Below are 24095 nucleotides of genomic sequence, written 5' to 3'. Positions count from 1 at the left end.
TGGCCTTTGTCATGCTGCACTCTTAATCATGCACAGGCTACTTCATTATTTGCGAGACCTCACCAGCGGGCGAGTCATCCTATGGTGTTATGCCATTTGGTACACAGTCAATGTCATAGGCCACTTTGATTCACGCCCGCGCATTTGGCTCACCTCCCTAGGCCTCAGTGGCATCATCGGTGCGGCCCTCATCATCAGCACACGGCCAGCGGGTGGTCAAAAAAACCGCATGGATCCCTGGGTGACCTTTCGTCTCTTCCTCATGCCCTTCTGCGTCAGCAGTTTCGCGGCCTTGGTGAAGGACGCAGGTTACGTTCTAATTTTCCCACCGTCTTGGCGAGAAAATCTGATCGGCCTAACAGCCATTGTGATTTTTTTGGCCCTCGTTTACACGGTCAAACAAACTCAAGCTCAGGCCGCCAAAGGCAGCCCGTAAGGCAGGTCGTCAGGCAGCTTTACAAACTCGCGGATGCGGTTCCAAAGAAGGGTGTAGTCCTTGTTTAAGTCCCCCGAAAGACAATCAGTCAGCTCGGCGCCCGCCTCTGGATACTTCATCACCACATCCTTAAAAGAAAAGTTAGGATCGTAAAAGGCATAGACCAGCTTGCGCATGTTTTCCACGCCCTCACGGATCTGCCGGCCATAGTCAGCAAAACGTTCCGGTGACAGGTCATTGGCCACCAGGGCTTCATGAACAGCATCTCCCGCCAGCACCCCACTCTTCAGCGCCAGCATGACTCCGCTGCTGAAGACAGGATCCAGGAAAGCAAAAGCATCTCCAACCAAAAGCAGTCCTGGCGAAGAGCCATATTTAGAATGACGCGAATACTCGCTCGTCAGCCAATATTCCCCCGTGCATTCCCCTGTGGAAAGATGCTCTTTAATCCACAGGTTTTGCTCGATCTCACGCTGGAACATCGCCTCCGGATCGCGGAAGCCATCGCGCGTTAGATACTTGCCCTCAGCCACGATGCCCACACTCACCATGTCATTGTGCTGCGGGATATGCCAGAACCAACCCTTGTCAGGCACAAAGGCAATGGTGGTGGCACCTTCATCCAAATCCTCCGCGCGTTTGGATCCCTTGTAATAGGTCCAAATGGCCACCTTGTTCAGGTAAGGATCACCCACTCGCCAGCCTTGGCGACTGGAGGCAAAAGCCTCCTTGCCTGAGGCATCGATGACCAACTTGGCATACAACTGTTCCAGACTGCCATCTTTGTTTTTGACCTCCACACCGATGACATGACCGCTGTCGTTTTTCAGAAGCTGAACCACCGTCGTTTCTTCCCTCACATGGGCACCCTTGTCGCGGGCGTTATTCAGCAGCATTTCATCGAACTCAGAACGCAGCACCTGCCAGGTTTGCGCAACGGTCTCCTTGTCATAACGAGTGTGAAAATAAAAGGGCTGCGAGCGACGGCCATCTGGCTGCACGAAGCTAACGCTGTACTTCTTCATGAAGTGGCTCTTCTTCATTTTCGGGATCATGCCCAGCCGCTCTAATGGGCCAAAGGTAAAGGGGATCAAGGACTCACCCACGTGGTAGCGGGGGAATTTAGCGCGCTCTATCACCAAAGCCCGGTGGCCATGCTCAGCCAAAATCGTGGCCACGCTGGCTCCAGCGGGGCCACCACCGATGATCAAGACGTCGTATTGGGAATTCATGAAAAAGGACTGCTTTTAGTTGAGGTTCATCAATCATTACGACTGCAAATCATGCAACTATGATTCCATTAACGCATCATCGTGATGCTTTAATGCGATAAGTCGCCGCCACTATGCACATCCATGCCCATGATGGCAAAGATCCGGTCGCGCGTGGCCAGATACCCGGGCGCATCCAGATCGCGGGGACGCGGCAGATCGACAGTCACCGTCTCCGCTACCGTCGCCGGACGGCGGCTCATCACCACCACACGGTCGGCTAGCTGCACCGCTTCTTCGATGTCATGCGTGACAAACAGGACGGTCTTTTTTTCCGTCTGCCAGATGCGGATCAGATCCGCGCGCATTTTCAGACGCGTCAAAAAGTCCAGAGCACCAAAAGGCTCATCCATGTAAAGCACGTCCGCATTTGCCGCCAGCGCACGGGCGATTTCCACACGCTGGCGCATGCCGCCGGAAAGCTCACGCGGATACGCTTTCTCAAAGCCTTTCAGGCCCACCATCTCGATGTAGTGCTGCACCCGCTCCTCCCTTTCAGCCGCAGGGCGGGACATGAGACCAAAGCCTACGTTCTCCTCCACCGTCAGCCAGGGGAAGACGCCATTTTCCTGGAAGACAAAAATGCGCTTGGGATCAGGCCCGAGCACAGGTCCGCCATCCACGCGTACCTCCCCCTGAGTCTCTTTGATAAATCCACCGATGATGTTTAGCAGAGTGGATTTGCCACAGCCGGAGGGCCCGACAATGCACAGAAACTCCCCCTCATAGACGTCCAGATTCACGCGCTCCAGCACGTGGATCATCTCCCCGGACTTCCCTGGAAAAGACTTCCAGCAATCTCGGACTTGAATAAGTGTTTTAGCGTTGTCCATAACCCCAGCGAACTTCATCGAATTTCTCCAACTGCCGCACCAGCAGGTCCAGCACCAGCCCGATCAGGCCGATCATCACCATGCCAGCGACCACCAGGTCGTAGCGTTTGCCAGCATTGCGCGCATCAATGATCAAATAACCCAGACCGCTATTCACAGCGATCATCTCCGCCGCTACCACCACCAGCCAAGCGATGCCCAGGGCAATGCGGATGCCGGTGATGATCTGAGGCAGGGCTGCGGGAAGAATGACCCGGCGGAACAGTTGTGACCCCTGCACGCCAAAGTTCTGTGCCGCACGCAGATACACGAGCTGCATGTTCTGCACGGCTGCCATGGAGGAGACCGTGATAGGGAAGACACTGGCCAAAAAGATGAGAAAGACTGGTGCAGTGTCATCAATGCCGAACCAAAGAATCGCCACGGGGATCCAGGCGATGGGCGAGATGGGGCGCATGATTTGAATCATCGGATTCAGTGCCTCATAAGCCGGGCGGAACCAGCCCAGAGCCAGACCGAGAGGCACCCCCACGACCACCGCCAGCATGAATCCCCAGCTCACGCGGAACAGCGAGGCCACAATGTATTTCAGCAATAGACCTTTTTCGAAGAGCTCTTGGATGCCTTTGGCAACATCCAACGGCGTGGGGAAAAGATCGCTTCCAGACAGCTTCACCAGCACATGCCAGAGCGCCAAGAAGAAGAAAGCAGTGAGGACGGGCAACAGCGTGCCACGGAGAGACTTATTCATGCGATAAAATAAAAGAGCGTTGTGTCAGCGGCCTCATGGCTTACCCACACCCTCAAAGACATAAGGCTTCACGAGGGACTCATCCGGTACAAAGGACACATCGGTGTAGTCCTCAAAGCGGGCGCTGCCCGTCACAATGCCTGCATCTTTTCCGAGTTCTTCAATCTCTTCAAAATCAGCCTTCCTCAGGGCCAGGTTGGTGTATTTCACGCGGTCTGGCGGCTTGCTCAGCACAAAGGTCAGCAAGCGCGGATGCTGGTTGTAGTAATTTTTTGAAACGAACTGTGCAGCATCCATGCGGTGGTCCATTTTTTCATCCAGCCATTTGCCGCTGCTGGCGATGCCATCCACCAGCTTTTGCACTGCGGCGCGGTCATTCTTGATCATGTCCTCATGCACGGCCAGCACACAGGAAATAAAATTTGGCCACACATCCTTGGTTAGCCAAAGCACTCGCCCATAACCATCCAGTTCAGTCTGGGCCATGAAAGGCTCGCCGCTAGAGATGGCATCCACCGCTTTTGAATACAAAGCAGCAGGCATGTCGGGAGGAGGCATCTCCACCAGCTCGATGTCTTTCACCGTCATTCCCGCCTGCTTGAGCGCGCGGAAGATCAGCAGCCGCTGGTTGGAATAACGATTCGGCACCGCCACCTTCTTCCCCCGCAGATCCTCCATCCGGTAGATCTTCGAATCCTTGTGCACCATCACCGCGCTGCCATCTCGGTGCCCCAGATACACGATCTTGATCGGCACACCCTGCTCACGAAGAGCGATCGCCATGGGTGCGAGGATGAAAGTCGCAGGCGTATAGCCGGAAAGATAGGCCTCCTTCAGCTCCGGCCAGCCGTTGAAGCGCACGGGTTCAAAGATGCCATCCCCCGTCGTCTCTTTGTTGATGAAATCCGTCACCGGGCAGGTCAGGTGACAGGTCACGGGCAGGAAACCGATCTTGTATTTCTCAGTGGTTGACACCCCGGGGGCACGAATGGCAAACCACTTCAAATTGAGCTTGCCGTGCATCCCCGTGATGAGAGCCAGCCATAGGCTTCCAAAGAGAAAGGTTGCGGTGAGAAGTTTCATCCCCTGTTTATCCATCATCCCCATTGATAATATAATCCCATTCTAGCATCATCTTCATGCCCAAACGGCATCACGGCTAAAACCTCTGGAGAAAGTTTGTCCCGTTACCGTTCAGCTTTAAAGGTCACCCTCGTTTATGAAACACTCCCTGCTGCTTCTCTTTTTCAGCCTGCACATTCTGGCTGCCGAGCCAGAATTTCCCCTTACGGCAGATTCAAAACCGCAGGCTGCCGTGGCCAAAGGCACGCTGATCAAGGACAGCTACACCGCTCCTGAAAGCAGCGTCTTCCCAGGCACTGTCCGCGAATATCAGATCTACCTGCCGGCGGGTTTTGATAAGGCCAAGCCCGTCCACTTCATGGTCTTTCAGGATGGTGTCATCTACCAAGCCCCAGTGGTGTTTGATAACCTCATCGCCAAAAAGGACATCCCCTCCCTCGTCGGCATCTTCATCAAACCCGGCGTCGTCCCGGCTGCGAATGACAATGCCCTGCCCCGATTCAACCGCAGCTACGAATATGACAGCATCACCCCCACGTATTCGAAATTCCTCATCGAAGAATTCCTCCCCGCCCTCGAGAAAAAGCACTCCATTTCTCTGAGCCAAGATCCCAATCACGCCGCCATTTCAGGCAACAGCAGCGGCGGCATCTGCGCCTTCATGGTTGCCTGGCATCGGCCCGACCGCTTCCGCCGCGTCTTCACTGGAGTCGGCACCTACGTCGGCATCCATGGGGCGGATCAACTCCCCGTGCTCGTCCGCAAAATCGAACCCAAACCCCTGCGCATCTACCTGCAAAGCGGCACTGGCGACAACAACCTCTACTGCGGCGACTGGTGGATGGCCAATCAGATGATGGAACGCAGCCTCACCTGGGCCGGTTATGACGTCAACCACGCCTGGGGTGAAGGCGGGCATAACCAAAAGCATGCCACCCAGATCTTTCCCGACGTCCTCCGCTGGCTCTGGCGCGACTGGCAAACCGACATCGAAGTGAAAGCAAACCCCAAGGCAGAATCGAAGTGGAAGGGGTATGAGGTGGTCAATGAAAGTTCCTGGCACCCCGTAGTGACTGACTTGAAAAAAACTATGTTTATAGATTTCTATCCGCCATTAATTTCGATGGCTGATGGCACGGTCCTTTTTACAAATCAAGGAAACCTCATGCAGCTTAAGATAGGAGAGCACATTTCTCCACGATACGAAGTAGAAACGGGATTGGGGGGCTTCCCTGCAATGACCATTAACCATCATGGTCATCTAATTGCTGTCTTGAACGACATGGTATGTGCAAAGACTCAGATGATCAGCATCAACGAGAAAGGCATATTTGAGGCCATGCCTCACTACTTCATGGATAACATTCAAAGCTTAGCCATCACATCGGATGACCGCCTTTTTGCTTGGGGAAATTTGGGATCAGCAGGCTACGTCTGCACATATCGAGGCACTGAGTGGCAGGTAGATCCATTCACAGAACAAGAAAATTTTGGCAAAGGCAGGATCGCACTAAGCCCAGACCAAACCATGCTTTATATTTCTGGCTCAAAATCCAATCGAGTTGCTATGGGACAAATTCAAAAAGACCAGCAAGTCAGGCACACCGATGGGTTTGTGATGTTGGATGAATTTGGAGACACCCCAGATACTGAAAAAGGCCTCTGCGTGGACACCGAAGGCCGTCTCTACGTCGCGACCTCCCTCGGCATCCAGGTCTGCGATCAGGCGGGTCGGGTGAACTTCATCATCCCCACACCAAAACCCGCCCACGATGTCTGTTTTGGCGGCAAGGATTTGAGCGAGCTCTTCATTGCCTGCGGCGACACGATCTACAAACGCCCGACGAAAGTCCACGGTGTCGTCAGTGGTCAGCAGGCCCCCATCAAACCAGCGCCGCCCAAGCTGTAAACGCTACAGCAGTCTAAAAAAAATGAAGCCTGTCTATGCAGGATGAACTTCAGGGCGTTTCACACCTCATTTGATCTCTCATCCAGAGCTTCCAAAAGCGCATTCCCTCTCCCCCAAGAATTGGGGGACGAGGCCAAGGTGAGGGGGTGGTCGCAGCACGCAAAAGGCCCGTCCGCAAAGGCGGCCCTTTTCCCCAAACGACGCTTCCAGTCTTCGATCAGCGAGACCCCGCCACCCTACTCCACCGCTTTCAGCAACCGGGCCTTCAGAGCCTGCGCGGCGGCCAGTGTAGTAGGTGTGTCCACCGTTTCAGGCAGGGCCGTGATGACGGTGCCTGTTTCCTGCACACGAAAGGCTTCGTTGAGGGCCTTGATTGTTTCCTCAGAAGGAGCACCCGCCACTAGCACCTGCATGAAGCGCTCATCCTTACCACGGGCAGCAGAGACAAAACGTTCGATGGCACCCTTCTCAGCCCCCACCGGCACCACAGCCAGACGCAGAGTCTGCGAACCAGCCTCACCCGTGATGGCATGGGCCAGTGACATCAGCAAAGCGATGGAATGGACTTCGGCGTTGAGACGGGCCGGATCGCCATACGGCACCAGCAAAAGCACCACCTCGCGGAAGCGCGTCTTGCCCGTCAGTTCCACATCCACATTGGCAAGTTCAAGAGACTCTTTCTGGAAACGCACCCTTCGCACCTGATAGCCCATGTTCTCGGCCCCCATGCTGGACTCCAGATAAGCTGCCACCGCAGGGATCTTCTGAGAGTCCGGCTGAGCCATGACATCCTTGAGGATGTCCACATGCCGCTGCAGGCCGGCCTCAGTCAGATCACGTCGCAGAGCCAGGGCATACTTGTAGCCGCGCTCCTCCACCTTCACCTTTTTCGTCCACCAGATGCCAAAGGAGGCAATGCCCAGAATGACCGTGCCAAAGGGGAAGATGATGAGAGCAGCGCGAATGACGCGGCCCTGAGTGGTGGAAGCGGGGGTATCAGACATGAAAGGAAGTTTGCTCAGGAGAGACAGCCTCCTGAACAGCATGCATAGCGAGGATGAGGCGGCAGCGCAACGGTCACTCCGCCTCGGCACCCACACGCATCTTTTGGAAAGGCACACTTTCCACGACAGCAAGGATCAGCGAATGGAACTTGTACTCCCCCTCCTTGGTGCGGCGCACGATTTCCTTCACCGCAGGTTTGTCGCTGTGCTCCAGGCCGCGGCCCAGGGCGAAGGTGAGGATGTTCTCTGCCAGATTCCGGGTGAAATCATCGGCCATGTCACGGGCCAGAATCGTGCGCAGTTCCGTCATGTTTTGGAAAGACTGGCCACGCACCAGGGTGCCAGCGGCATCAATGGGCAGATCCTTTTCTTTTTCACGATAACGACCGATGGCATCGTAATGCTCAAACGCAAAACCCATAGGATCCAGAAAGGCATGACAGCCCGCGCAGGAAGTATTGGCACGATGTTCGGCGAACTGCTCACGCAAGGTCATCTTCGATTTGCGAACCTTGGTTTCATCCAGAGGTGGAATCCCACCCGGAGCCGGCGGTGGTGGGGTACCCAGAATGTTTTCCAGCAGATACTTGCCTCGCTTGACTGGAGAGGTGCGGGTCTGGCCAGAGGTCAGTGTCAACACACTGCCCTGAGTCAGGATACCTCCGCGTGGGGTCCCTTGAAGTGAAACCTGTTGAAATTTTTCGCCTTTGAAATCTTTGATGCCATACCATTCCGCCAGCTTCTTATCGGCAAAGGTGTAGTCAGCATTGAGGAAATCGATCACGCTGCGGTTCTGCCTCAGAATGTGGTCGAAAAACATCTGACTTTCCCGTTTCATGCTGAAGGCGATGCCGCCCTTCCATTCAGGAAAAGCCCGTGTGTCAGGAGAGACGATGTCCATATCCCGAAGCTGGAGCCACTGACCTGCGAAGTCCTCCGTCAATGCAGCCGCTTTCCAGTCTGCAATCATGCGGGTCAACTGAGCTGGGAGGTTTTTACGCAGCTCTCCTTTCGCCGCCAGTTGCAGCAAAGCGTCATCGGGGGGGGCCGACCAGAGAAAGTAAGACAGGCGTGCAGCCAGACTATACTCATCGATCAAGGCCGAGCCATCAGCCACAGTCCCGGTTGGTTGTGGATCACCACGGAAAAGAAACGAAGGCGATACCAGCATCCCTTCCAGAACATAACTCAAGGCACCGAGGGGTTTTTCACCCTCCTTGATGGCGAGCTCGGCAAACGTCTGCCACTTCGTCTTCTCATCGGCATTCATGGGGCGGCGGAAAAGTCGCGTCCCCATCTTCTCCACCAATGCAGGGACGGCATCTGCCGCCAAGGCCCCACCTTGATCCACAGGCCCCTCCAGCTTTACCTGATGCACCCACAGATTGCGGTCCGCTTTGGTAGCTTCATCATAAAAATCATTGAGGAACCAGATCTGGATCTCATGGCTACCTTCTGGCAAATCTGTATCCAGGCTGAACCATTGCGGGGCCTGATTCTTGGCCGTGACAGAGAAAGCCCCGACAGTTTTACCAGCGATGCGCACATCAAATTTCGCAGGCTCATCCCCAGCCTGTTGTGCACCTGCTTTCACCGTGATGCGATACTTGCCCGCCTTAGTCAGTTGCAGCGGATGTTTGACGTAACCACTGCTGGCCAGGGCGATGCCCCCCGTGTCTCGATTGGCGTTGCCCTGACCGCTTTCCAGGTCTTCACCTGTGAGCTGGATTGCAGGCAGTCCGACTGGTTTGCCGTCCAGCAGCCAGCGCAGGAAACGGCTGCCACGGGGAGCCAGCAGGCTGTGAGGCCCTTTGATCTCCACCTTGTCCAGCACCACATTGCGATCGCGCTTGGCGGGATCCGGGTTTTTGTCGTCACTGAAATCATTCAAAAAGGCGATGGAAAGCTTAGACTCTCCTGCTTTCAGAGCCAGGGTGTAGGTGATCTCCTGGAACTCAGGCTGCTCCGCCTTCCAGCGCTTGGTGACATCAAAGGTGGATACATCCTTGCCATTCAGTTTCATCCCGATTTTCCCGGGCTCTCCTCCCGCCTCAGTCGCTGCGACATGCAGGGTCACCGTGTAATTGCCATCTGCGGGTGCCCCAAATTTCTGAGACACTTCAGCATTCGCGAAAAACCAACGACGAGTGCCATCCTCACGTGTTTCCCCTTTTTGTTTGTAGAATTTGCGCCCTTGAATCTCCAGGTCGGCATGGCCAGGAGTTTGGGTATCCATAGCATCTTCAGCCACCTCACGGGAGGCACGCAGGTACTTCTCCATCAGCATGGGAGAAAGGCTGAGGACATCGCCAATATTGTCGTAACCGTAACCGGTGTCATCAGGCGGAAATTCGCGAGCAGGACGGCTATCCACGTAAAGTAGATCACGCACCGTGTTGTTATACTCCGTGCGGTTCAGGCGGCGATAGGTGATGTGGCCAGGATCCGGCTTCGTGGGATCAAACCAAAAGATGGCATCATCTATCCAGGCCACCATTTCATCCCGCTCTTGGAGACTGGGCTTGTCCTTTTTCTCGGGCGGCATCACATGCGTGACAATCTGCTGCCGCACATGATCCCAAAACTTCATGTCCCCACGCAGAGAGGTGTAGTCAGTATGCTTGTCCCAGGTGAAGCTGCCTTTGTCCATGCCATCGGCGTGACAGTCAAAGCAGAACTTTTCCAGCATCGGTTTGATTTTCTGCTCATAGGTTGCCTGGCCACGTGTAGCCAACGCCTCAGCCGCAGGAGCTGCGACAGGAAGAACCAACAGAAGAGTAAAAAGACGGGGAAATTGCATGGAAAGGGTCTGGGGGAAGAACCGTAGCATCAAACGACACTCATAACCAATACGCACCGTCCGGCCAGGAGATTTCCCAGAGTGTGAATTGTCTTCGGATCCTCCAGTTTTGCCTTCGTTAGGTATTGATCCCCCACGGTGAGCCTGAAGCTCTGGCTTTCACTCCCACAACCGCCCAGCAGCTAACCACTCCCCCACCAATTCCCGAAAAGCGATGACAGGCGGTGGATCTTCTTCTGGATTCCAGACCAGCACCAACGGCACCGTGCGCTCTGGTGTAACACTTAAGTACCGCAACGAGGGCGACATGGAGACTGCGGCCACACTATCCGTCGCGATCCCGACTCCAGCGCCCGCTTCCACATAACTGAGCACTGTCCCCATTAAGCTAGGGCTATAAGCGATGCGTGGGGTAAAACCTGCCGCACGGCAAGCCGCTAGGATCTCGTCATGCAACCCCACCCCTTCCCGACGAGCCAGGACAATCAAAGACTCCTGAGCCAGCATCTTCCAAGTCACGGATTCGCGAGCTGCCAGAGGATGATCTAAAGGCACCACGATGCCTAACGGCTCCTTGCGTAAAAGCAATGTTTCCAAAGAGCGTTCCCCCTGCCCAGGGAGAGGCCGGGTAATCGCCACCGAAAGCCGACCTTTCGCCACCATTTCCCAGACACGCTCCGGCGTCCTTTCTTCCAAGTGCACAGACACCTGAGGATAACGCGACCGGTAGTCATGCAATAAGCGCCCCAGAAAGCACTGCGTAGGTGGGCCAATGTAGCCCAGGCGTAACTCGCCTTCCTCACCTGATGCCGTCCGCCGCACGCGACGCATGGACTCCTCAAAGCGCTCTAAAAGAAGGGCCGTTTCATGCAATAAGACCGCTCCAGCGGGGGTGAGGGCCACAGTGCGGCGATCACGTTCAATAAGCCGAGTCCCCAATTCGCTCTCCAAATCTTGCACAGCCCGCGAAAGGGCTGGCTGGGCAATGTGCAGACGACGGGAAGCCTGAGAGAAGCTTAACTCCTCCGCCACAGCTTGAAAATAACGTAAATGCCGCAGATCCATGATCTACGGCATTACGCTTGGAGCCTTCGTGAGGCAAGAAAATGGGAGGGAGTCTGGCCCTCTTTCAATTAGACTTTTTTGTCAGCCTTCTTCTGCTTAGCCCAGCGGAGGCGCTGGGCGGCAGCGATTTTTTCCTTGGCTTCAGGAGACATGATACGCGTTTTGCGACCATCCACTTTATCAGCCTTAGCCAGTCTCTTGGCGGCTTTGCTATCGCCACCGAGGATTGAGGCCAATTCAGCCTGCAATCTTTCAATTTGCTTGGTGATTTCCAGAGCGCGGGTGAGTTGATCAACAGAAGGAAGGGATGAACTGGCCATAAGTTATGTTGGATGAATAGAACTAAGCTAGTTACAGTTTAAGGAAACTAAACCCGTGTCAATCAAAGGTTAAACCTTTTTACACATCGTAGGTTAAACTTAATCTCGGAGATTTTCGCTCTTTAACTCTCGTTTAGGACTGGGGGAGGTAACTGGCCTCAAGGTCCAGTTTGAACCGCCAAGTCACCACTTCATCTGGCATTCCCTCCGCTCTCTTAAAGCTCAAAGTAACCGCGCAGTCCTGCCGGCGCAGGCGGTAAGGCAAACGATAACTGACAGTCATGCTGGCTGGATCATACACAGCAGGCACAGGCCCTAAACCGGCGATCCGCAGCCGCACACTCTCCGGAACCACCGTGCCGACACGAGTCAAACTAGCCTTGATTGTAGGTCTGCGCTCCGTGATGACTTCCTCCGGTGCGGGGCTCAAGGTGATGAGTTGATGACCTTCGGCATCTTTAGCATCCGCTTTGATGAAATGATTCGATGTGACATCCCCACGACCTCGGAAACTGGTGGCTAGCTTGAAGTTCGTATCGCTTTCCCCGTGGATGATGAAGCGCCCGATTTTACCCATCGGAGTATCCCAATTTACTTTTTGGCTATTGACCGTCACCAGAGTTTCATAGCCCACTTGCAGCCCCGTTTCCGCCATTGCGTCATCAAAGATCCCGAAAGGATAGGCAAAGCTGGTGCAGGGCCTGCCGAGATTCTTCTCAAGGAATTCTTTCGAATCTTTCAGTTCAGCCAAGACCCACTGAAGATGCTCTGCCTCGCTGCGTCCTTTTTTCGCACGCAGACTTTCATGAGAAACACTGTGGCTACCGATCTCACAGCCATATTTCATCATCTCCTTAATTTGCTCCCAACTCAAACTGCGCCCACCTATGTTAACATACTTTTTATAGACATATACAGTGAAGGGGAAACCGTACTCTTTAAGCACCGGGTAAGCATAGGTATATACCCCCTCCCACCCATCATCCATCGTGATTACAAGACACTCTTCCGGGATATTCTTCAATCCCTTACGCCAAGCTAAAACATCACTGAGAGGAACCACCGGAATACCAGAATCCTTAATGGCCTTCATCTGCTCTCGAAACTTTGAGGCAGCAATGATCATCGGGCTACCGCCACGTTCTTTAAAATCATGATACCCCAAAATAGAAACCACCGCAGATTTATTTAACTCGAAAGCTACAGCCTTGGGCACAAGATCCTCCGCTTTTGCAGCCTCAAACACAGAGCTTTCTTGCAAACGTTTCTCCATCGCTTCCTGTTCTGGAGTGAGCACTGGTTCCGCTACCTTAGGGGGAGGTGGTGGATCTTGCGTGATGCCCGCAGCCCTCGCAAGACGATCCAATTTGGATTCGATCCGTTTGCAGGCCGTGATTCCTAATAAACCTATGAGGGAAAGTGTAAGCGCGAAATATCGCATGCCCAGAGCTACATACGTCAGAACGAAAATGCAACCTTGACGCATATCTACCTTTTGAGAGAAAGCCATGTGATCATCCCGCCAATTTAACGAACAGCTTTTCCAAATTCTCAGGCTTCCGGCAGGCAACTGCCGCTTCCGCTAGAATCATAGCCACGTCCAATCGGCTGATTTTAATCCCTTGCTGCACCTGCTCCCAACTAGCAGCCTCCATGCGTCGCACCGTTTTTGCACCTAACAATAAAGGCAAGGCAGTGGCATAACGCAGCTTTCCATCGCTGACATGTTGCACATACAGGAGCCCACACTGCAAGCGCTGGCGGCAAATGACTAGCCAGTGAGACCACGCAGCCTTCAGCTGCGCCTCACCTTGCAATCCACCCGGAAGATAACAGCGGCCGTCACGCCCATCTTCCCCCACATCCCGCAGGATATTGATGAGTTGAAGCCCCTTGCCAAAATCGGCTCCCCAGCTTTTCATTTGCTCAATTGAAACCCGCGAATCAAGCGAATCGGGCTTTTCAGCCGCACACATTTCTGTCCAAAACTCCCCCACACACCCAGCGACAAGCCAAGTGTATTCATCCAGCTCAGCCTCATTGTTCAGCGCCCGAACCTCACCATCATCAGGGAATCGCTGGATATCCAAAATCTGCCCTTGAATGATATGGTGCAAGACTTCTCGAATGGCCTTCAACGGAACCTCGCCGATAGTTCCCAACCACGCCACCCCATCAGCAAAACGCTCCATGAGGCGCCTTTCAGCCTCATCTTCTTGAAGGGAAACAAACCGTGTCTGGATTGTCTCCGCCAAGGGATTCACCGCGTTTCCCTGTCCTTGCACCAGCCTCTCATAATCCCGCAGGCAGTTTAAACGCACTTCAGCAGGCACCGCCGCCGTATCAGCAATGGTGTCTGCGGTTCTGGCCAAGAGATAGGCGAGAGAGATCGGCTCACGCAATTCCCGGGGTAGAGCTTTCAGCGTCAGGTAAAAGGAGCGTGATACAGAAGCCAACAACTGGCCGCCAAGTTCGCGCTCGTGAAGGGATTCATCCGTCATGATAGACTCTGATAGGGCCGAAGGTCCCCATGCTCCAGCACAAAAACCAGACTCAACGTGTGTGCTTCAAAATGAAATCCACAATGGGCTGGCTGTCATCCAATCCATGCGGGTGATGCCCCACCCCTGGTTTGGCAATAAGCGTAATGCTGCCGCCGAGAGCCCTGTAGCGCTGGGCAATGACACCTGTATTTTCTTCCCACGGCACTACATCATCGGCATCGCCATACACATGCAAAAGCGCCACTCCGTTTTTAGCCAGCGGTTCCAGTTGATCTACCGGATTCACCTTGGCGGCCAAAGCTTCCGCCTCATCTTTAAACCTCCACAGTTTCAGGATTAGCGCCCAGTTTTTAGGGTCCCCCTTCCCCTTCCCTTTACCTCCAGGCCAACTTTTAAAATCACACACCGGTGCATCCGCATAGATACAGGAAACTTTATCAGGATTTGCAGCCGCCCAATTGTAGCAATACAAACCTCCACGACTTAGCCCCACCAAAGAAGGTTTGGCGCTGAAGCCATGCTGAGTCGTGAGCTCTTGATACAACGCATTCCAGTGCTTCACCGCTGGTGGAGAGCCCAGCATGTCCGGCACTTTCATGTACACGATGTGATAGCCCTTCCCCAGCAGAGCAATGTCAGGCGCAGGCTTATGGCCAAAAAATTCGCCATGCCATACCCAGGGCTTGCCCGGTGCAACCACTTTAGGCACGACAACAGAGACCATTTTCCCATCCACGGTGAATTCGTTCTTAGTGTAGCCATTCCAGTTCGAAGTCGTTCCAGGAAGCACCTGCGCGGTGGAAACATGGGCCAGCTCACGAGCTTTTTTATCCAGTACAGCGGCTTGTTCTTCCGCTTCCGCCAGAGGCAGCCCCACCTTCACGCCAGGGCGTTTATGCCCCGTTTCCGTTAACCAGGCATCGCGTAACAAATTTTGCTTTTTCTGAATTGCTTCAAAAATAGCCGCTCCATTCACGTGTGCAGGTTGGCCATCCGCCGTCACCATTAAACCCCACTGATCCAGAAGAGGGCCAGCCATCACCAAATGCCCCGCAGCATTGGGGTGAATACCATCTTTAGAATAACTAAAGTCCGCCTGACTACGGCGGGCGACAGCTAGCGCCTTGGTCATCGCCCCATGCACATCCAGGACCTGCCACCCTGCACCACGCTGGTCCAGCAGCCACTGGGCATATGCGGCCAACACTTCATCATAACCTGAATATGGCTGAGGATAATCTTTCAATCCTGCTGGCAAAACACGCGCTTGAATCGGCATCGGGTCAAAAACAGGAGGAGTAAGGTGAATGATCGAAGCTCCAATGGCCATGACTTTTTCCCGCAGCTTTTTCATGCCCTCTTGGTAGGCTTTCAATCGCTCTGGGCTTAACGGATAGTAGATGCCATCATTCATTCCGTAACAGGCGACGACGAGCTGAGGTTTGATCTTAGCCAACACACGATCCAGTCGCTCATGCAGATCAGGTCGAGGAAACTTACCCCCAGCATGCCCGTCTTCCGACAATCCTGAAACAGTCTCGCTCGACAATCCAAGATTCAGAATCTGATAACGCTCCTCCGGATGCTGGGCCACCAGCGCCGCCTCAATGATCTGCACATAAGTGCCAGCATAGGTGATGCTATCCCCCAGAAAAAGAATTCGTTGTGCCTCCGGCAAAGCAGCATGCAAAGGCAGCAGACAAAGACACAAACAAGAGAATAAAAAGGCACGCATGATGAGGATGGCAATACGGACTGAGAAACCAGCAACCATCAAGAAATAGTCAGGACAATGAAGGCTCCTTCACAAGATCTCACAGGTCTTTCTAAACATTCAAGGAGGACCGAAGCCTTTCATGCTCTGTAGCATTTCAAGAAGCCTAAGTGTGATCTTCGTGCTGGCTTGGACCTCGAGCCGATTCGTTCCCAGCCAAGTCTCATACCCGCCCAGTTGATGATGCTCAGGCGTCGGCAAATAACCATAATAACCCCCAGCAATGCTGTGGGTAAACGAAGGTCGAAACGGACTTTTCAATTTGATCTCAAGCCCAGTTTCAACAAAAGTCTCACAGGGAATCGCGCAGATGCCCGCCTCACCGATGCGTAGAGTCTGCAACGGTAGATCAATATGAGGCGCTACATCACGCAGCTTCAGCGTCCTCTCCGCATACACCACCTCCAATAAATTCTTGCCCCCCAGCACACGTGGTTTAGCCAAGATCGCCTCTGCACGCGCCAATTGCTCGGCTGTGGGACGGCGAGCTTCCAACTTCAGTTCGCTGAAGCGTGAATCCAAAGGCACCCAGGTCTGATATTTGATTCCCTTGATTGCCTCAAAGGCAACCTTGGCCACATCATCCGCCACCGCCCGGATCTTACTATAAGGGGGGCCGGCTTTGTCCGCAGGTTTCGAATAATCGTTGTTATTGATGTTACCACTGGTGCCATTGCTTAACATAGCCACGAAAGGCACTTCCTGCCGATCTGCGCCTAACAACTGTTGCAAACGATCACAAAAGACTGCGAAGTAATCAGCTGAGATATGCCCAGGGCCTACATCCCCCACATAATGAAGGGAATAATTCGCCAGGACAGCCAAAGGTTTACCCTCAAGAGTTTGGAGAGATATTACAGATACGTCTGGATCTGTGGGCCCGGCAGGTTTGACCAAATTCGCGCCTCGAGGTGGGTTCATTTTCACCTTGTCAATCCCGCCAAAAGGATTGGGCGGCACCGTCCCTTCCTTCATAAACCAGCGGCGATTGAAGACCTGATCCGGCTCTTGCCCAACAGCCCAACCGATTTGTGCAGTAGTAAGGTTATTGAGAGCACGAGTTACTCCATCAGCGATGCGTCCAGCAACAAAGGTCTGGTATTCACTCAGAGGCTCATCCAGCGAATAGCGATTTTCGCTCAAAGCACTGCTGGCAGAGTGCGTGTGGGTGGCAGACATCAGAACACACTCACGGGGAATACCCGTTTTGACTTGGATCAATCTTGCAGCTTCATCAAACATCTGCCTAGCTCCACCCAGAAGATCACAAACCACAATGGCCAAGCGTTTTTCACCATTATCGAGTACGAGGCAACGTGCATGCAAATCGTCATGAATGTGCGTGGACGGAAAAGGGGAGAAGCCTCCCACAATAGCTCCACCAATAGAAGGAGTGATATTACTGATAGCCGCTCCAGCTAGCAATTTTTTGGCTGGCTCTTGCGCTAAAATAGAACCAAGGCTGCAAGCAATCAGAAGAAAGAGGTAACGCATTTTCAAGATACGCTACCCAAACACCCGTTCCTTCGTGGAGCCACCGGTAAGGTCTTCTCAAACGGAAGTGTCCCTTTTAACGAAAGTAACCGCTCACCTTAAGCTTGCGGCTGAAGATCTTATCCCCTGACGCGACATACAAAAGATCGTGGTCTTTACCTGCAAACTCCGCACTGACGATTTTGCCATCCATCACAGGCTTAGCAATGATACCCGCTAGACGACCCGCCGGATCAAAGATCTGAATGCCCAAGTCCGTCGTGACGAAATAGCGGCCCTTAGATTCCGTGGTTGCTCCATCTCCAGCAGCCGTTTCCTTTCCCACTGGCAACCACATGGTCATGAATGGAGCGCCTCCAGTAAGGGTGCCGTCTTCTTCGATCCGCCAAGTCCACACATGCTTACCTCCATGCTCCGAAACAGCCAATGTCGCTTCATCCGGAGATATAGTGATGCCATTCGGCTTCGCCACATGGCCTTCATCTGCGATGAGATGCTTCTTATCTTGGGTGATGAGATGGATGCGCTGTGTCGGGGTTTCCGAGAAATACAAATGCCCCTTTTTGCTGACCACAAGATCATTGCACTTCACGCCTGTTAAGAGCACCTCCACTTCACCTTTCATCGTGATGGCGATGATACGTTGTTCCCGATTATGACAGGCATAAAAACGCCCATCAGGGCCGATTTGGAGACCACTGATACCAGGTAGATTATCCAGGAATAAATCCGTTTTGCCCGTCACGACATCCAGCTTGTAGATGCCCTTGCCTGCTTTTACATCGGTAAAAAACAAATTGCCTGCAGCATCAGTGCAAAGGCCATCTGTAAAGGTATAACCCGAGACTGCTTCCTTCCAGGGCTGGTCATCGCTGAGGTATTCATGCAACGAGGTGTCCTGACCAAAGGACAGCAAGGGGAAGAAAGCTAAAGACAAAAAAGCGAGATATTTCATAAAGTGAATAACCAAATGTTGAGTCAAAATAACCCACCTATTTTTTCCAAAGCCAGCGCAGGGTGTCAGGCAACATGGCAGCCCCATGTTTGCCGTTATGAGTTCCTTCACCCAGCACAAATTGGTAATCATAGCCGGCAAATTTTAATGCCGCAGCCATGTCTTGATTCGCCAAAGGCCAATTACCGAATTGGTTATCCAGATCGTTTTTTCCATCCTGTAAAAAGACTTTGAGAGGCTTCTTATCCGTCTTCCGAATCAAAGCAGGGTAAACATGGCCACCACGAATATTGGTAAAAGACCCAATGTGACTCACCACCTTGCGAAATGAATCTGGTTTTTCCCACGCCACCGTGAAGGCACAGATCCCACCACTGCTATTTCCACAGATAGCTCGGTCGTCAGGGTTGCTGCTCAGATTATAGTCTTTCGCCACAGCAGGCAAAATTTCTTCCAGTAGAAAACGGGCGTAAAGATCACCCAAAGAATCATATTCAAAGCTGCGATTGCTGCGGGCCTTCACCTTCGGATCCTTATTCGGGAAGGAGCCGGGCTGAATGAAAATGCCGATCGTGACTGGCATCTCACCTTTGGCAATCAGGTTATCAAAGACCACTGGAGCGCGAAACTGGCCGTCAGGTTTTACGAAACCCGCTCCATCACAAAAGACCATGACCGAGGCTGGCTTCTCTTTGGAATACTGGGCAGGCACATACACCCACCAATCTCGGGAGGTCCCCGGAAAGATCTTAGACTCAGTCCAAGCCGGCATTTGGGTCACCTTCCCTTGCGGCACTCCCGATTGTACTTGGGAGTCTGGCCCCAAGACATATTGGTCATCCTGGGGGGCAGCGTGGAGACTAAAACTGAGAGCAAGAAACAGACAAGCGACGGAGAACTTCATAAAGAGCGTGAACAAACGTCTCTCAACGACGCTTGTTGCATTCACAATCTCTCAATTCTTCCAAAAACTCAGTGAGCAACCACCGAAACCGTTGCCGGCATCAGGAGATGCTGGAGAGGCTTCGGGTAAACCCCGATCACCACAATCACCACCGCGAGGGCAGCAGCACCAATTTTTGTACCAACGGAAAGCTTTAAGAGATCAGCTTTCTGAGAATCGCTTGTATACATTACCAAGATAGCCCGGAAGTAGTAGTAGAACCCTGTAGCCGCGCCGATCACAGCACAGACGAGAGCCCCCCAAGCGGCTTGATCCACAAGCCCGGTAAACACAAAGAGTTTCCCCATGAAACCAGCTGTCAATGGCAAACCCGCCAACGAGGCGAGAGCCAGAGTCATGGCCAGAGCCAGCAACGGGCTGCGTTTGGACAAACCTCGGAAATCCTGCAAATCTTCACCACCACCATGTGCACGCAGAACAGCCAACACGAGGAAACCTAAAACGGTCATAGGCAAATAAGTCGCCAGATAAAAAGCAACGACACCCCCTGGATTTAGGTCAAAACGAGCAGAGCCTGCTCCCAGAGCGAGCAGCAAATAACCCGCATGACTGATGCTGGAGTAAGCCAACAAACGTTTTACGCTGGTCTGAAAAATAGCAGGCAAGCTACCGAGTAAAATCGTCAACGCCCCCCCCACAATCAGCAGTCCCTGCACTTCGGAAGCAATGATTGAACCCTTAACAACAAAGGCTTCCACGGTGCGTGTGAGAACGACAAAACCAGCGGCTTTAGAGCCGACAGAAAGAAACGCCGTTACAGGAATCGGCGCCCCTTGGTAAACATCAGGCACCCACATTTGGAAAGGTGCAGCAGCCACTTTAAAAGCCAGACCCGAAAGCAAAAATGCAGCAGCTAACAGGGCCGCAGATTTGGAAGTCGCTGGGAGAGCCAATGCTGCGCCAATACCTTCAAAACTAAGAGCACCCGTAACGCCATAAATCCAAGCGATACCGTAAACCAAGACACCAGTGCTTAGAGCGCCCAAAATCAGATACTTTACGCCGGCTTCAAGAGCCAAGTTGCTCTTGCGAGCAAAGGCGACCAGGACGTAAAACGAAACGGTCACCAGTTCCAGAGAAACGAAAACGGTGATCAAATCTTTAGCAGATGCCATCCACATCATGCCCACACAGACAAAAATAGGTAAACTGAACAACTCGCTGTAGTTACCACCGGGGGTAAACTTTGTGAGATAAGCAGAGCTTTCAACCGTCAGCCAAAGCACCAAAAGTGTGATGACTAAGGCAAAGCCCTTATAAAACACGGCCAAGGTATCCAATTGGTGGTAAGGCTGAACAAATGCAGGGAGATCTGTGGCCGATTTCGAAGCGAAAACGAACAATATGAAAGCCAACGCTACGCCACCGATGCTGATCCCCGCGAGCGTGCGGCGATTCAAAGTAGGAACGAAGGCCTCAAGGCACAAAAGTGCGAGACCAAAAACAACCAAGAAGATTTCGACGGAGAAAACGGACATGGATCAGGAGAGAATCAGTTTCTACATCGCAGCCACTTTAGCGGCAGATAAAGACTTCAGCAGGTCCAGCAGAAGCCAAGGGCAGCAACCGACAATCAGAAGCGCAGCGGCGAGGAGAATCAAAGGAATGCGCTGGCTTAGCACAGGGTCATTCATGAACAGTCCAGCATTCGCTGTACCCTGGAAAATATCACGAAAAGCTCTCAGCATATAGACGGCGGACATCACCACTCCCCATAGAGCCACGACGACGGCCCACTGCATAGGCCCAAATTCTGTGCTGCCATTGCTACCAAAAGCACCAAGAAAGACCATTACTTCACCAGCAAAGTTGGCCAAGCCAGGGAGACCTAAAGAAGCGAAAGCGCCGAAAGCAAACAACAGGGTGAAAATCGGAGCATGGGAAGCAAGGCCGCCCAATTTCGACAATTCCAAGGTTCCCAACTGGTTCCTCATGCGCCCCGCTAGTGCGAACAAGAGAGCAATCGAGATTCCGTGGGCGAACATGAGCAAAACAGCGCCCTGTAAAGCAATCTCGGTACCTGCGGCAATGCCGAGGAAAATATAGCCCATGTGCATCACCGAAGAATTTCCCAGGACTTGATCCAAGGAGCGCTGAGCGATCGTGACGAAGCCCATGATCAAAATATTGCCCAAAAGCATGAACAACAGTGCTTGCTGGACCCATTCGACTTGTGCCCCTTGAGGCAACAGAGGCAGAGCAATACGAATCAAGCCATACAATCCAAACTTCTTGAGTACTCCAGCGTGCAGCATCGCTACAGGTGTAGGAGCCGTCGCATACGCAGGAGCCGCCCAGCTATGCAATGGGAACAAGCTGACCAAGGTGCCGAAGCCTAGCAGCAAGACAAAGAAAATAAGGCCCTGTTTTTCCACGGGCAACGGGGTCAATGCAGCCTGTGCACGAAGCGCATTGAGATCAAAAGTCAGTTTCTGACCCCCGCTGTATTCCAACACCAACCAGGCGAGACCTGCCAATAAGACAAGGCTACCAGCCCCCAAGTAGATCGTGGTTTTCCAGGCAACCGCTTTGCGATGAGAATCCTCACCGTGACCATAAAGACCGATCATGAGGAAGGTGGGAATCAAGGCCAACTCGTGGAAAGCGTAGATAAAGAACACATCCGTCGAAAGGAAGGCTCCCAAACCGCCACCTGCAATCAACAAAGATGCAATGTGATAAATGGCCGGTTTATCCGCAGCGATCTGCCAGACTGCCGCGAAGGTGACGAGTGCAGTCAGTAAAGCCAGAATGAGAGAGACGCCGTCAGCACCGACTCCGAAGGTAATCGCTGGATTGTCCAACACCACTCGGGCACTTTCAAAAGCCATGCCGGAACCTCCAGCCGAGGCTGATTTGAACTGAAACAGAAGTCCCAGGACGATAAGCAGGTTGAGAATAGCCGCACCCACCGAGGTGGCACGAGCTGGTGCCCCAAGCCAAATGGCTAGAGCGGCGATAATTGGCAGCAGGATGACGATTTCGAGAACGCTCATTCCATTCCTCCATCAATGGCCCACAGAGGGCAGGACAAACACGACAACATAAACAACAAGCAGGACGCCGAGACCCAGCAGGAATGTATAACCCTGCAAGTGACCGCCCTGAAGAATCCGCGCGGCAGAACCGACACGCGCAGCAAGATAAGCAGGAAGGCGAGCCATGACACCGTCCACGATCAGACGCTCAAGCCCTGCTACAATCCACGCCACCGCATCCTGAAACACTTTAACGATGACCGCATAAACCTCGTCCACGTAAAACTTATTGGCGAACAATTTTATGTTCAGCGGATCTTTGTCTTTGCCTCGGTAGAGCCAAAAAGCAACTCCCATGCCGATAAGCAAGGCACAAATAGAAGCGATGAATACGGTCGGGTGATCTTGCGCGTGCTGTGGAAGCATAGCCTCCAACCATCCTCCCACTTTGTCGAACAGACTTAGAATCGTTAGCAGCGCCAAAGCAATCAGCGGTAGCACCATGATGACAGGCGCTTCCACGGCGTGGTGGGCGGAGTCTGTCCGTGGTTTGCCAAAGAACGTTACCACAAACATGCGGGTCATATAGAAGGCCGTCAGCATGGCCGTAACGATACCGATCCAAAACAGAGGTCTTCCACCTTCAACCTCAAATGCGACTCCAAGAATGGCTTCCTTACTCCAGAACCCACTGGTAATGACAGGAATCCCCATTAGCGAAGCGGTTCCAATGGTAAAGGTGACGAAGGTCACTGGCATGTGCTTTCTCAGTCCGCCCATTTTCCACATGTCTTGCTCATGATGGCAAGCATAGATGATAGCACCTGAACCGAGGAACAACATAGCTTTGAAGAAAGCATGAGTGTAAAGATGGAACATCGCCGGGTGGCCTGGTCCAGCCTCATGATGATGTCCACCAACCTGCATGGCGAGAAGACCGACTGCCATGACCATGTAACCGAGTTGGGACAAAGTAGAATAGGCCAGCACGCGTTTGATATCGTTCTGCTGCGTGGCCATCAGGGCTGCAAAGATAGCAGTGATGCCGCCGATCCAGGCGATGACCTGAGCTGCATCTGGCGATGCTTCGATCACAAAAGAACAACGCACGAGCATGAACACACCCGCAGCCACCATCGTCGCCGCATGAATAAGTGCAGATACTGGGGTTGGGCCTTCCATGGCATCTGGCAACCACACATGCAGAGGAACCTGCGCAGACTTACCCACCGCCCCCATGAATAAGCAAAGTGCAGCAGCAAACATGAACCAAGGCTGCGTCTCAGCAAAATGGTGCAAATTCCCTGTCGCAAAACCTTCACGAAGACCATCCGCACCTGCGAAATCGACATTGCCATGGTTGGCCGCAAACAACATCAGGATACCGATCATGAAACCAAAGTCCCCGATTCGATTGGTGAGAAAAGCTTTCTTAGAAGCGTCAGCAGCAGAAGCTTTTTCGAACCAATGTCCAATCAACAAGTAAGAGCTAAGACCGACCAACTCCCAGAAGATGAACATCATCACCAAGTTACCGGCCAGCACAATTCCAGTCATGGAGAACATGAAGAGTGAGAGAGCCCCGAAAAAGCGGATCTTGCCCGCATCTTCCTTCATGTAGCCGAGTGAGAAAATATGCACCAGCAAACCAATCGAGGTGACGATCAACATCATTCCACGACTCTGCTGATCAATCAGCGCATCAATGGCGATCTTAAACTTCCCAATGCTGACGAACGGCAAAAGAACGGGATTGGAATCCTGAGAGTGCAGCAAAAGCACACTGATCACAAAGCAAACAGTGGCCGAAGCGACCGACAGAAACACGCTGGCGTTTTTCAGCAGCTTGTGTCCAAGCAAAATGGTCAGTGCCGTAAAAAACGGCAACAGCAACAGCAGAGAGGGGAGTGTGGGGGCGGCGTCCGGGGCGGGCATGGAGCGGGAGATTCTCGGT

General features: G+C 53.0%; 19 protein-coding genes. 2 read left to right on the top strand and 17 right to left on the bottom strand.

Features of this window, described 5'->3' with window-relative positions; all coding sequences use genetic code 11:
• Positions 1–28: 28 nt before the first annotated feature.
• Positions 29–436: a hypothetical protein gene (locus tag HNQ64_RS11580; protein ID WP_184208671.1), complete on the top strand. Its 408-nt coding sequence runs from the start codon at positions 29–31 to the stop codon at positions 434–436.
• Here HNQ64_RS11580 and HNQ64_RS11575 read toward each other — a convergent pair.
• The 4 genes from HNQ64_RS11575 to HNQ64_RS11560 all read right to left on the bottom strand — a co-directional run bounded on the left by HNQ64_RS11575 (position 412) and on the right by HNQ64_RS11560 (position 4374).
• Entirely contained in the window at positions 412–1668 is a 1257-nt protein-coding gene (locus HNQ64_RS11575) for an NAD(P)/FAD-dependent oxidoreductase (RefSeq protein WP_184208669.1), read from the bottom strand. The genes HNQ64_RS11580 and HNQ64_RS11575 overlap by 25 nt on opposite strands.
• Positions 1669–1757: 89 nt before the next feature.
• Entirely contained in the window at positions 1758–2540 is a 783-nt protein-coding gene (locus HNQ64_RS11570) for an ABC transporter ATP-binding protein (protein WP_184208667.1), read from the bottom strand.
• Positions 2527–3291 carry an ABC transporter permease gene (locus tag HNQ64_RS11565; protein ID WP_184208665.1) on the bottom strand — a complete coding sequence of 255 codons (765 nt, stop codon included), beginning with the start codon at positions 3289–3291 and terminating at the stop codon, positions 2527–2529. Before HNQ64_RS11565 ends, HNQ64_RS11570 begins: the two co-directional genes overlap by 14 nt.
• Before the next feature lie 33 nt (positions 3292–3324).
• Positions 3325–4374 carry an ABC transporter substrate-binding protein gene (locus HNQ64_RS11560; RefSeq protein WP_184208663.1) on the bottom strand — a complete coding sequence of 350 codons (1050 nt, stop codon included), beginning with the start codon at positions 4372–4374 and terminating at the stop codon, positions 3325–3327.
• A gap of 136 nt (positions 4375–4510) precedes the next feature.
• Here HNQ64_RS11560 and HNQ64_RS11555 point away from each other — a divergent pair, with 136 nt between their 5' ends.
• Positions 4511–6283 carry an alpha/beta hydrolase-fold protein gene (locus tag HNQ64_RS11555; protein WP_184208661.1) on the top strand — a complete coding sequence of 591 codons (1773 nt, stop codon included), beginning with the start codon at positions 4511–4513 and terminating at the stop codon, positions 6281–6283.
• Between the two features lie 236 nt (positions 6284–6519).
• Here HNQ64_RS11555 and HNQ64_RS11550 read toward each other — a convergent pair whose 3' ends face one another.
• The 13 genes from HNQ64_RS11550 to nuoL form a co-directional block, all read right to left on the bottom strand.
• Positions 6520–7287, bottom strand: a complete 768-nt coding sequence (locus tag HNQ64_RS11550) for a hypothetical protein (protein WP_184208659.1) — start codon at positions 7285–7287, stop codon at positions 6520–6522.
• Between the two features lie 73 nt (positions 7288–7360).
• A complete protein-coding gene (locus HNQ64_RS11545; protein WP_184208657.1) occupies positions 7361–10087 on the bottom strand; it encodes a DUF1592 domain-containing protein in 2727 nt (908 codons plus the stop codon).
• 159 nt (positions 10088–10246) lie between these two features.
• Positions 10247–11152 (bottom strand): LysR substrate-binding domain-containing protein, encoded by a 906-nt coding sequence (locus HNQ64_RS11540; protein WP_184208655.1) that lies wholly within the window; start codon positions 11150–11152, stop codon positions 10247–10249.
• Between the two features lie 68 nt (positions 11153–11220).
• Positions 11221–11472: a hypothetical protein gene (locus HNQ64_RS11535; protein WP_184208653.1), complete on the bottom strand. Its 252-nt coding sequence runs from the start codon at positions 11470–11472 to the stop codon at positions 11221–11223.
• A gap of 133 nt (positions 11473–11605) precedes the next feature.
• Positions 11606–12982, bottom strand: a complete 1377-nt coding sequence (locus HNQ64_RS11530) for a polysaccharide deacetylase family protein (protein ID WP_184208651.1) — start codon at positions 12980–12982, stop codon at positions 11606–11608.
• Positions 12983–12986: 4 nt separating this feature from the next.
• Positions 12987–13973, bottom strand: coding sequence for a phytoene/squalene synthase family protein (locus HNQ64_RS11525; protein WP_184208649.1), 987 nt, complete (start codon positions 13971–13973; stop codon positions 12987–12989).
• 52 nt (positions 13974–14025) lie between these two features.
• A complete protein-coding gene (locus HNQ64_RS11520; protein ID WP_221305423.1) occupies positions 14026–15750 on the bottom strand; it encodes an SGNH/GDSL hydrolase family protein in 1725 nt (574 codons plus the stop codon).
• Positions 15751–15810: 60 nt separating this feature from the next.
• Positions 15811–16929 (bottom strand): hypothetical protein, encoded by a 1119-nt coding sequence (locus HNQ64_RS11515; RefSeq protein WP_221305422.1) that lies wholly within the window; start codon positions 16927–16929, stop codon positions 15811–15813.
• A gap of 391 nt (positions 16930–17320) precedes the next feature.
• Positions 17321–18199 (bottom strand): SMP-30/gluconolactonase/LRE family protein, encoded by an 879-nt coding sequence (locus HNQ64_RS11510; RefSeq protein WP_184208646.1) that lies wholly within the window; start codon positions 18197–18199, stop codon positions 17321–17323.
• Between the two features lie 37 nt (positions 18200–18236).
• Positions 18237–19103, bottom strand: coding sequence for an alpha/beta hydrolase (locus HNQ64_RS11505; protein ID WP_184208644.1), 867 nt, complete (start codon positions 19101–19103; stop codon positions 18237–18239).
• Positions 19104–19171: 68 nt separating this feature from the next.
• On the bottom strand, positions 19172–20641 hold the full coding sequence (locus HNQ64_RS11500) for an NADH-quinone oxidoreductase subunit N (RefSeq protein WP_184208642.1): 1470 nt from the start codon (positions 20639–20641) through the stop codon (positions 19172–19174).
• A gap of 21 nt (positions 20642–20662) precedes the next feature.
• Positions 20663–22159, bottom strand: a complete 1497-nt coding sequence (locus HNQ64_RS11495) for a complex I subunit 4 family protein (RefSeq protein ID WP_184208640.1) — start codon at positions 22157–22159, stop codon at positions 20663–20665.
• Positions 22160–22171: 12 nt separating this feature from the next.
• Positions 22172–24076, bottom strand: coding sequence for an NADH-quinone oxidoreductase subunit L (gene nuoL, locus HNQ64_RS11490; RefSeq protein ID WP_184208638.1), 1905 nt, complete (start codon positions 24074–24076; stop codon positions 22172–22174).
• Positions 24077–24095: the final 19 nt, after the last annotated feature.

Origin of the sequence: Prosthecobacter dejongeii, assembly GCF_014203045.1 — a bacterium.
Lineage (GTDB): Bacteria > Verrucomicrobiota > Verrucomicrobiia > Verrucomicrobiales > Verrucomicrobiaceae > Prosthecobacter > Prosthecobacter dejongeii.
The sequence above is the reverse complement of the archived record's forward strand: the minus strand, read 5'-3'. Positions and strand labels throughout refer to the sequence as shown.

What these genes read in the sequence shown, in the direction of transcription:
- HNQ64_RS11580 (WP_184208671.1), top strand. Translation starts at nt 29, where the DNA reads ATGCACAGGCTACTTCATTATTTGCGAGACCTCACCAGCGGGCGAGTC.
- HNQ64_RS11575 (WP_184208669.1), bottom strand. Translation starts at nt 1,668, where the DNA reads ATGAATTCCCAATACGACGTCTTGATCATCGGTGGTGGCCCCGCTGGA.
- HNQ64_RS11570 (WP_184208667.1), bottom strand. Translation starts at nt 2,540, where the DNA reads ATGGACAACGCTAAAACACTTATTCAAGTCCGAGATTGCTGGAAGTCT.
- HNQ64_RS11565 (WP_184208665.1), bottom strand. Translation starts at nt 3,291, where the DNA reads ATGAATAAGTCTCTCCGTGGCACGCTGTTGCCCGTCCTCACTGCTTTC.
- HNQ64_RS11560 (WP_184208663.1), bottom strand. Translation starts at nt 4,374, where the DNA reads ATGAAACTTCTCACCGCAACCTTTCTCTTTGGAAGCCTATGGCTGGCT.
- HNQ64_RS11555 (WP_184208661.1), top strand. Translation starts at nt 4,511, where the DNA reads ATGAAACACTCCCTGCTGCTTCTCTTTTTCAGCCTGCACATTCTGGCT.
- HNQ64_RS11550 (WP_184208659.1), bottom strand. Translation starts at nt 7,287, where the DNA reads ATGTCTGATACCCCCGCTTCCACCACTCAGGGCCGCGTCATTCGCGCT.
- HNQ64_RS11545 (WP_184208657.1), bottom strand. Translation starts at nt 10,087, where the DNA reads ATGCAATTTCCCCGTCTTTTTACTCTTCTGTTGGTTCTTCCTGTCGCA.
- HNQ64_RS11540 (WP_184208655.1), bottom strand. Translation starts at nt 11,152, where the DNA reads ATGGATCTGCGGCATTTACGTTATTTTCAAGCTGTGGCGGAGGAGTTA.
- HNQ64_RS11535 (WP_184208653.1), bottom strand. Translation starts at nt 11,472, where the DNA reads ATGGCCAGTTCATCCCTTCCTTCTGTTGATCAACTCACCCGCGCTCTG.
- HNQ64_RS11530 (WP_184208651.1), bottom strand. Translation starts at nt 12,982, where the DNA reads ATGGCTTTCTCTCAAAAGGTAGATATGCGTCAAGGTTGCATTTTCGTT.
- HNQ64_RS11525 (WP_184208649.1), bottom strand. Translation starts at nt 13,973, where the DNA reads ATGACGGATGAATCCCTTCACGAGCGCGAACTTGGCGGCCAGTTGTTG.
- HNQ64_RS11520 (WP_221305423.1), bottom strand. Translation starts at nt 15,750, where the DNA reads ATGGTTGCTGGTTTCTCAGTCCGTATTGCCATCCTCATCATGCGTGCC.
- HNQ64_RS11515 (WP_221305422.1), bottom strand. Translation starts at nt 16,929, where the DNA reads ATGTCTGCCACCCACACGCACTCTGCCAGCAGTGCTTTGAGCGAAAAT.
- HNQ64_RS11510 (WP_184208646.1), bottom strand. Translation starts at nt 18,199, where the DNA reads ATGAAATATCTCGCTTTTTTGTCTTTAGCTTTCTTCCCCTTGCTGTCC.
- HNQ64_RS11505 (WP_184208644.1), bottom strand. Translation starts at nt 19,103, where the DNA reads ATGAAGTTCTCCGTCGCTTGTCTGTTTCTTGCTCTCAGTTTTAGTCTC.
- HNQ64_RS11500 (WP_184208642.1), bottom strand. Translation starts at nt 20,641, where the DNA reads ATGTCCGTTTTCTCCGTCGAAATCTTCTTGGTTGTTTTTGGTCTCGCA.
- HNQ64_RS11495 (WP_184208640.1), bottom strand. Translation starts at nt 22,159, where the DNA reads ATGAGCGTTCTCGAAATCGTCATCCTGCTGCCAATTATCGCCGCTCTA.
- nuoL (WP_184208638.1), bottom strand. Translation starts at nt 24,076, where the DNA reads ATGCCCGCCCCGGACGCCGCCCCCACACTCCCCTCTCTGCTGTTGCTG.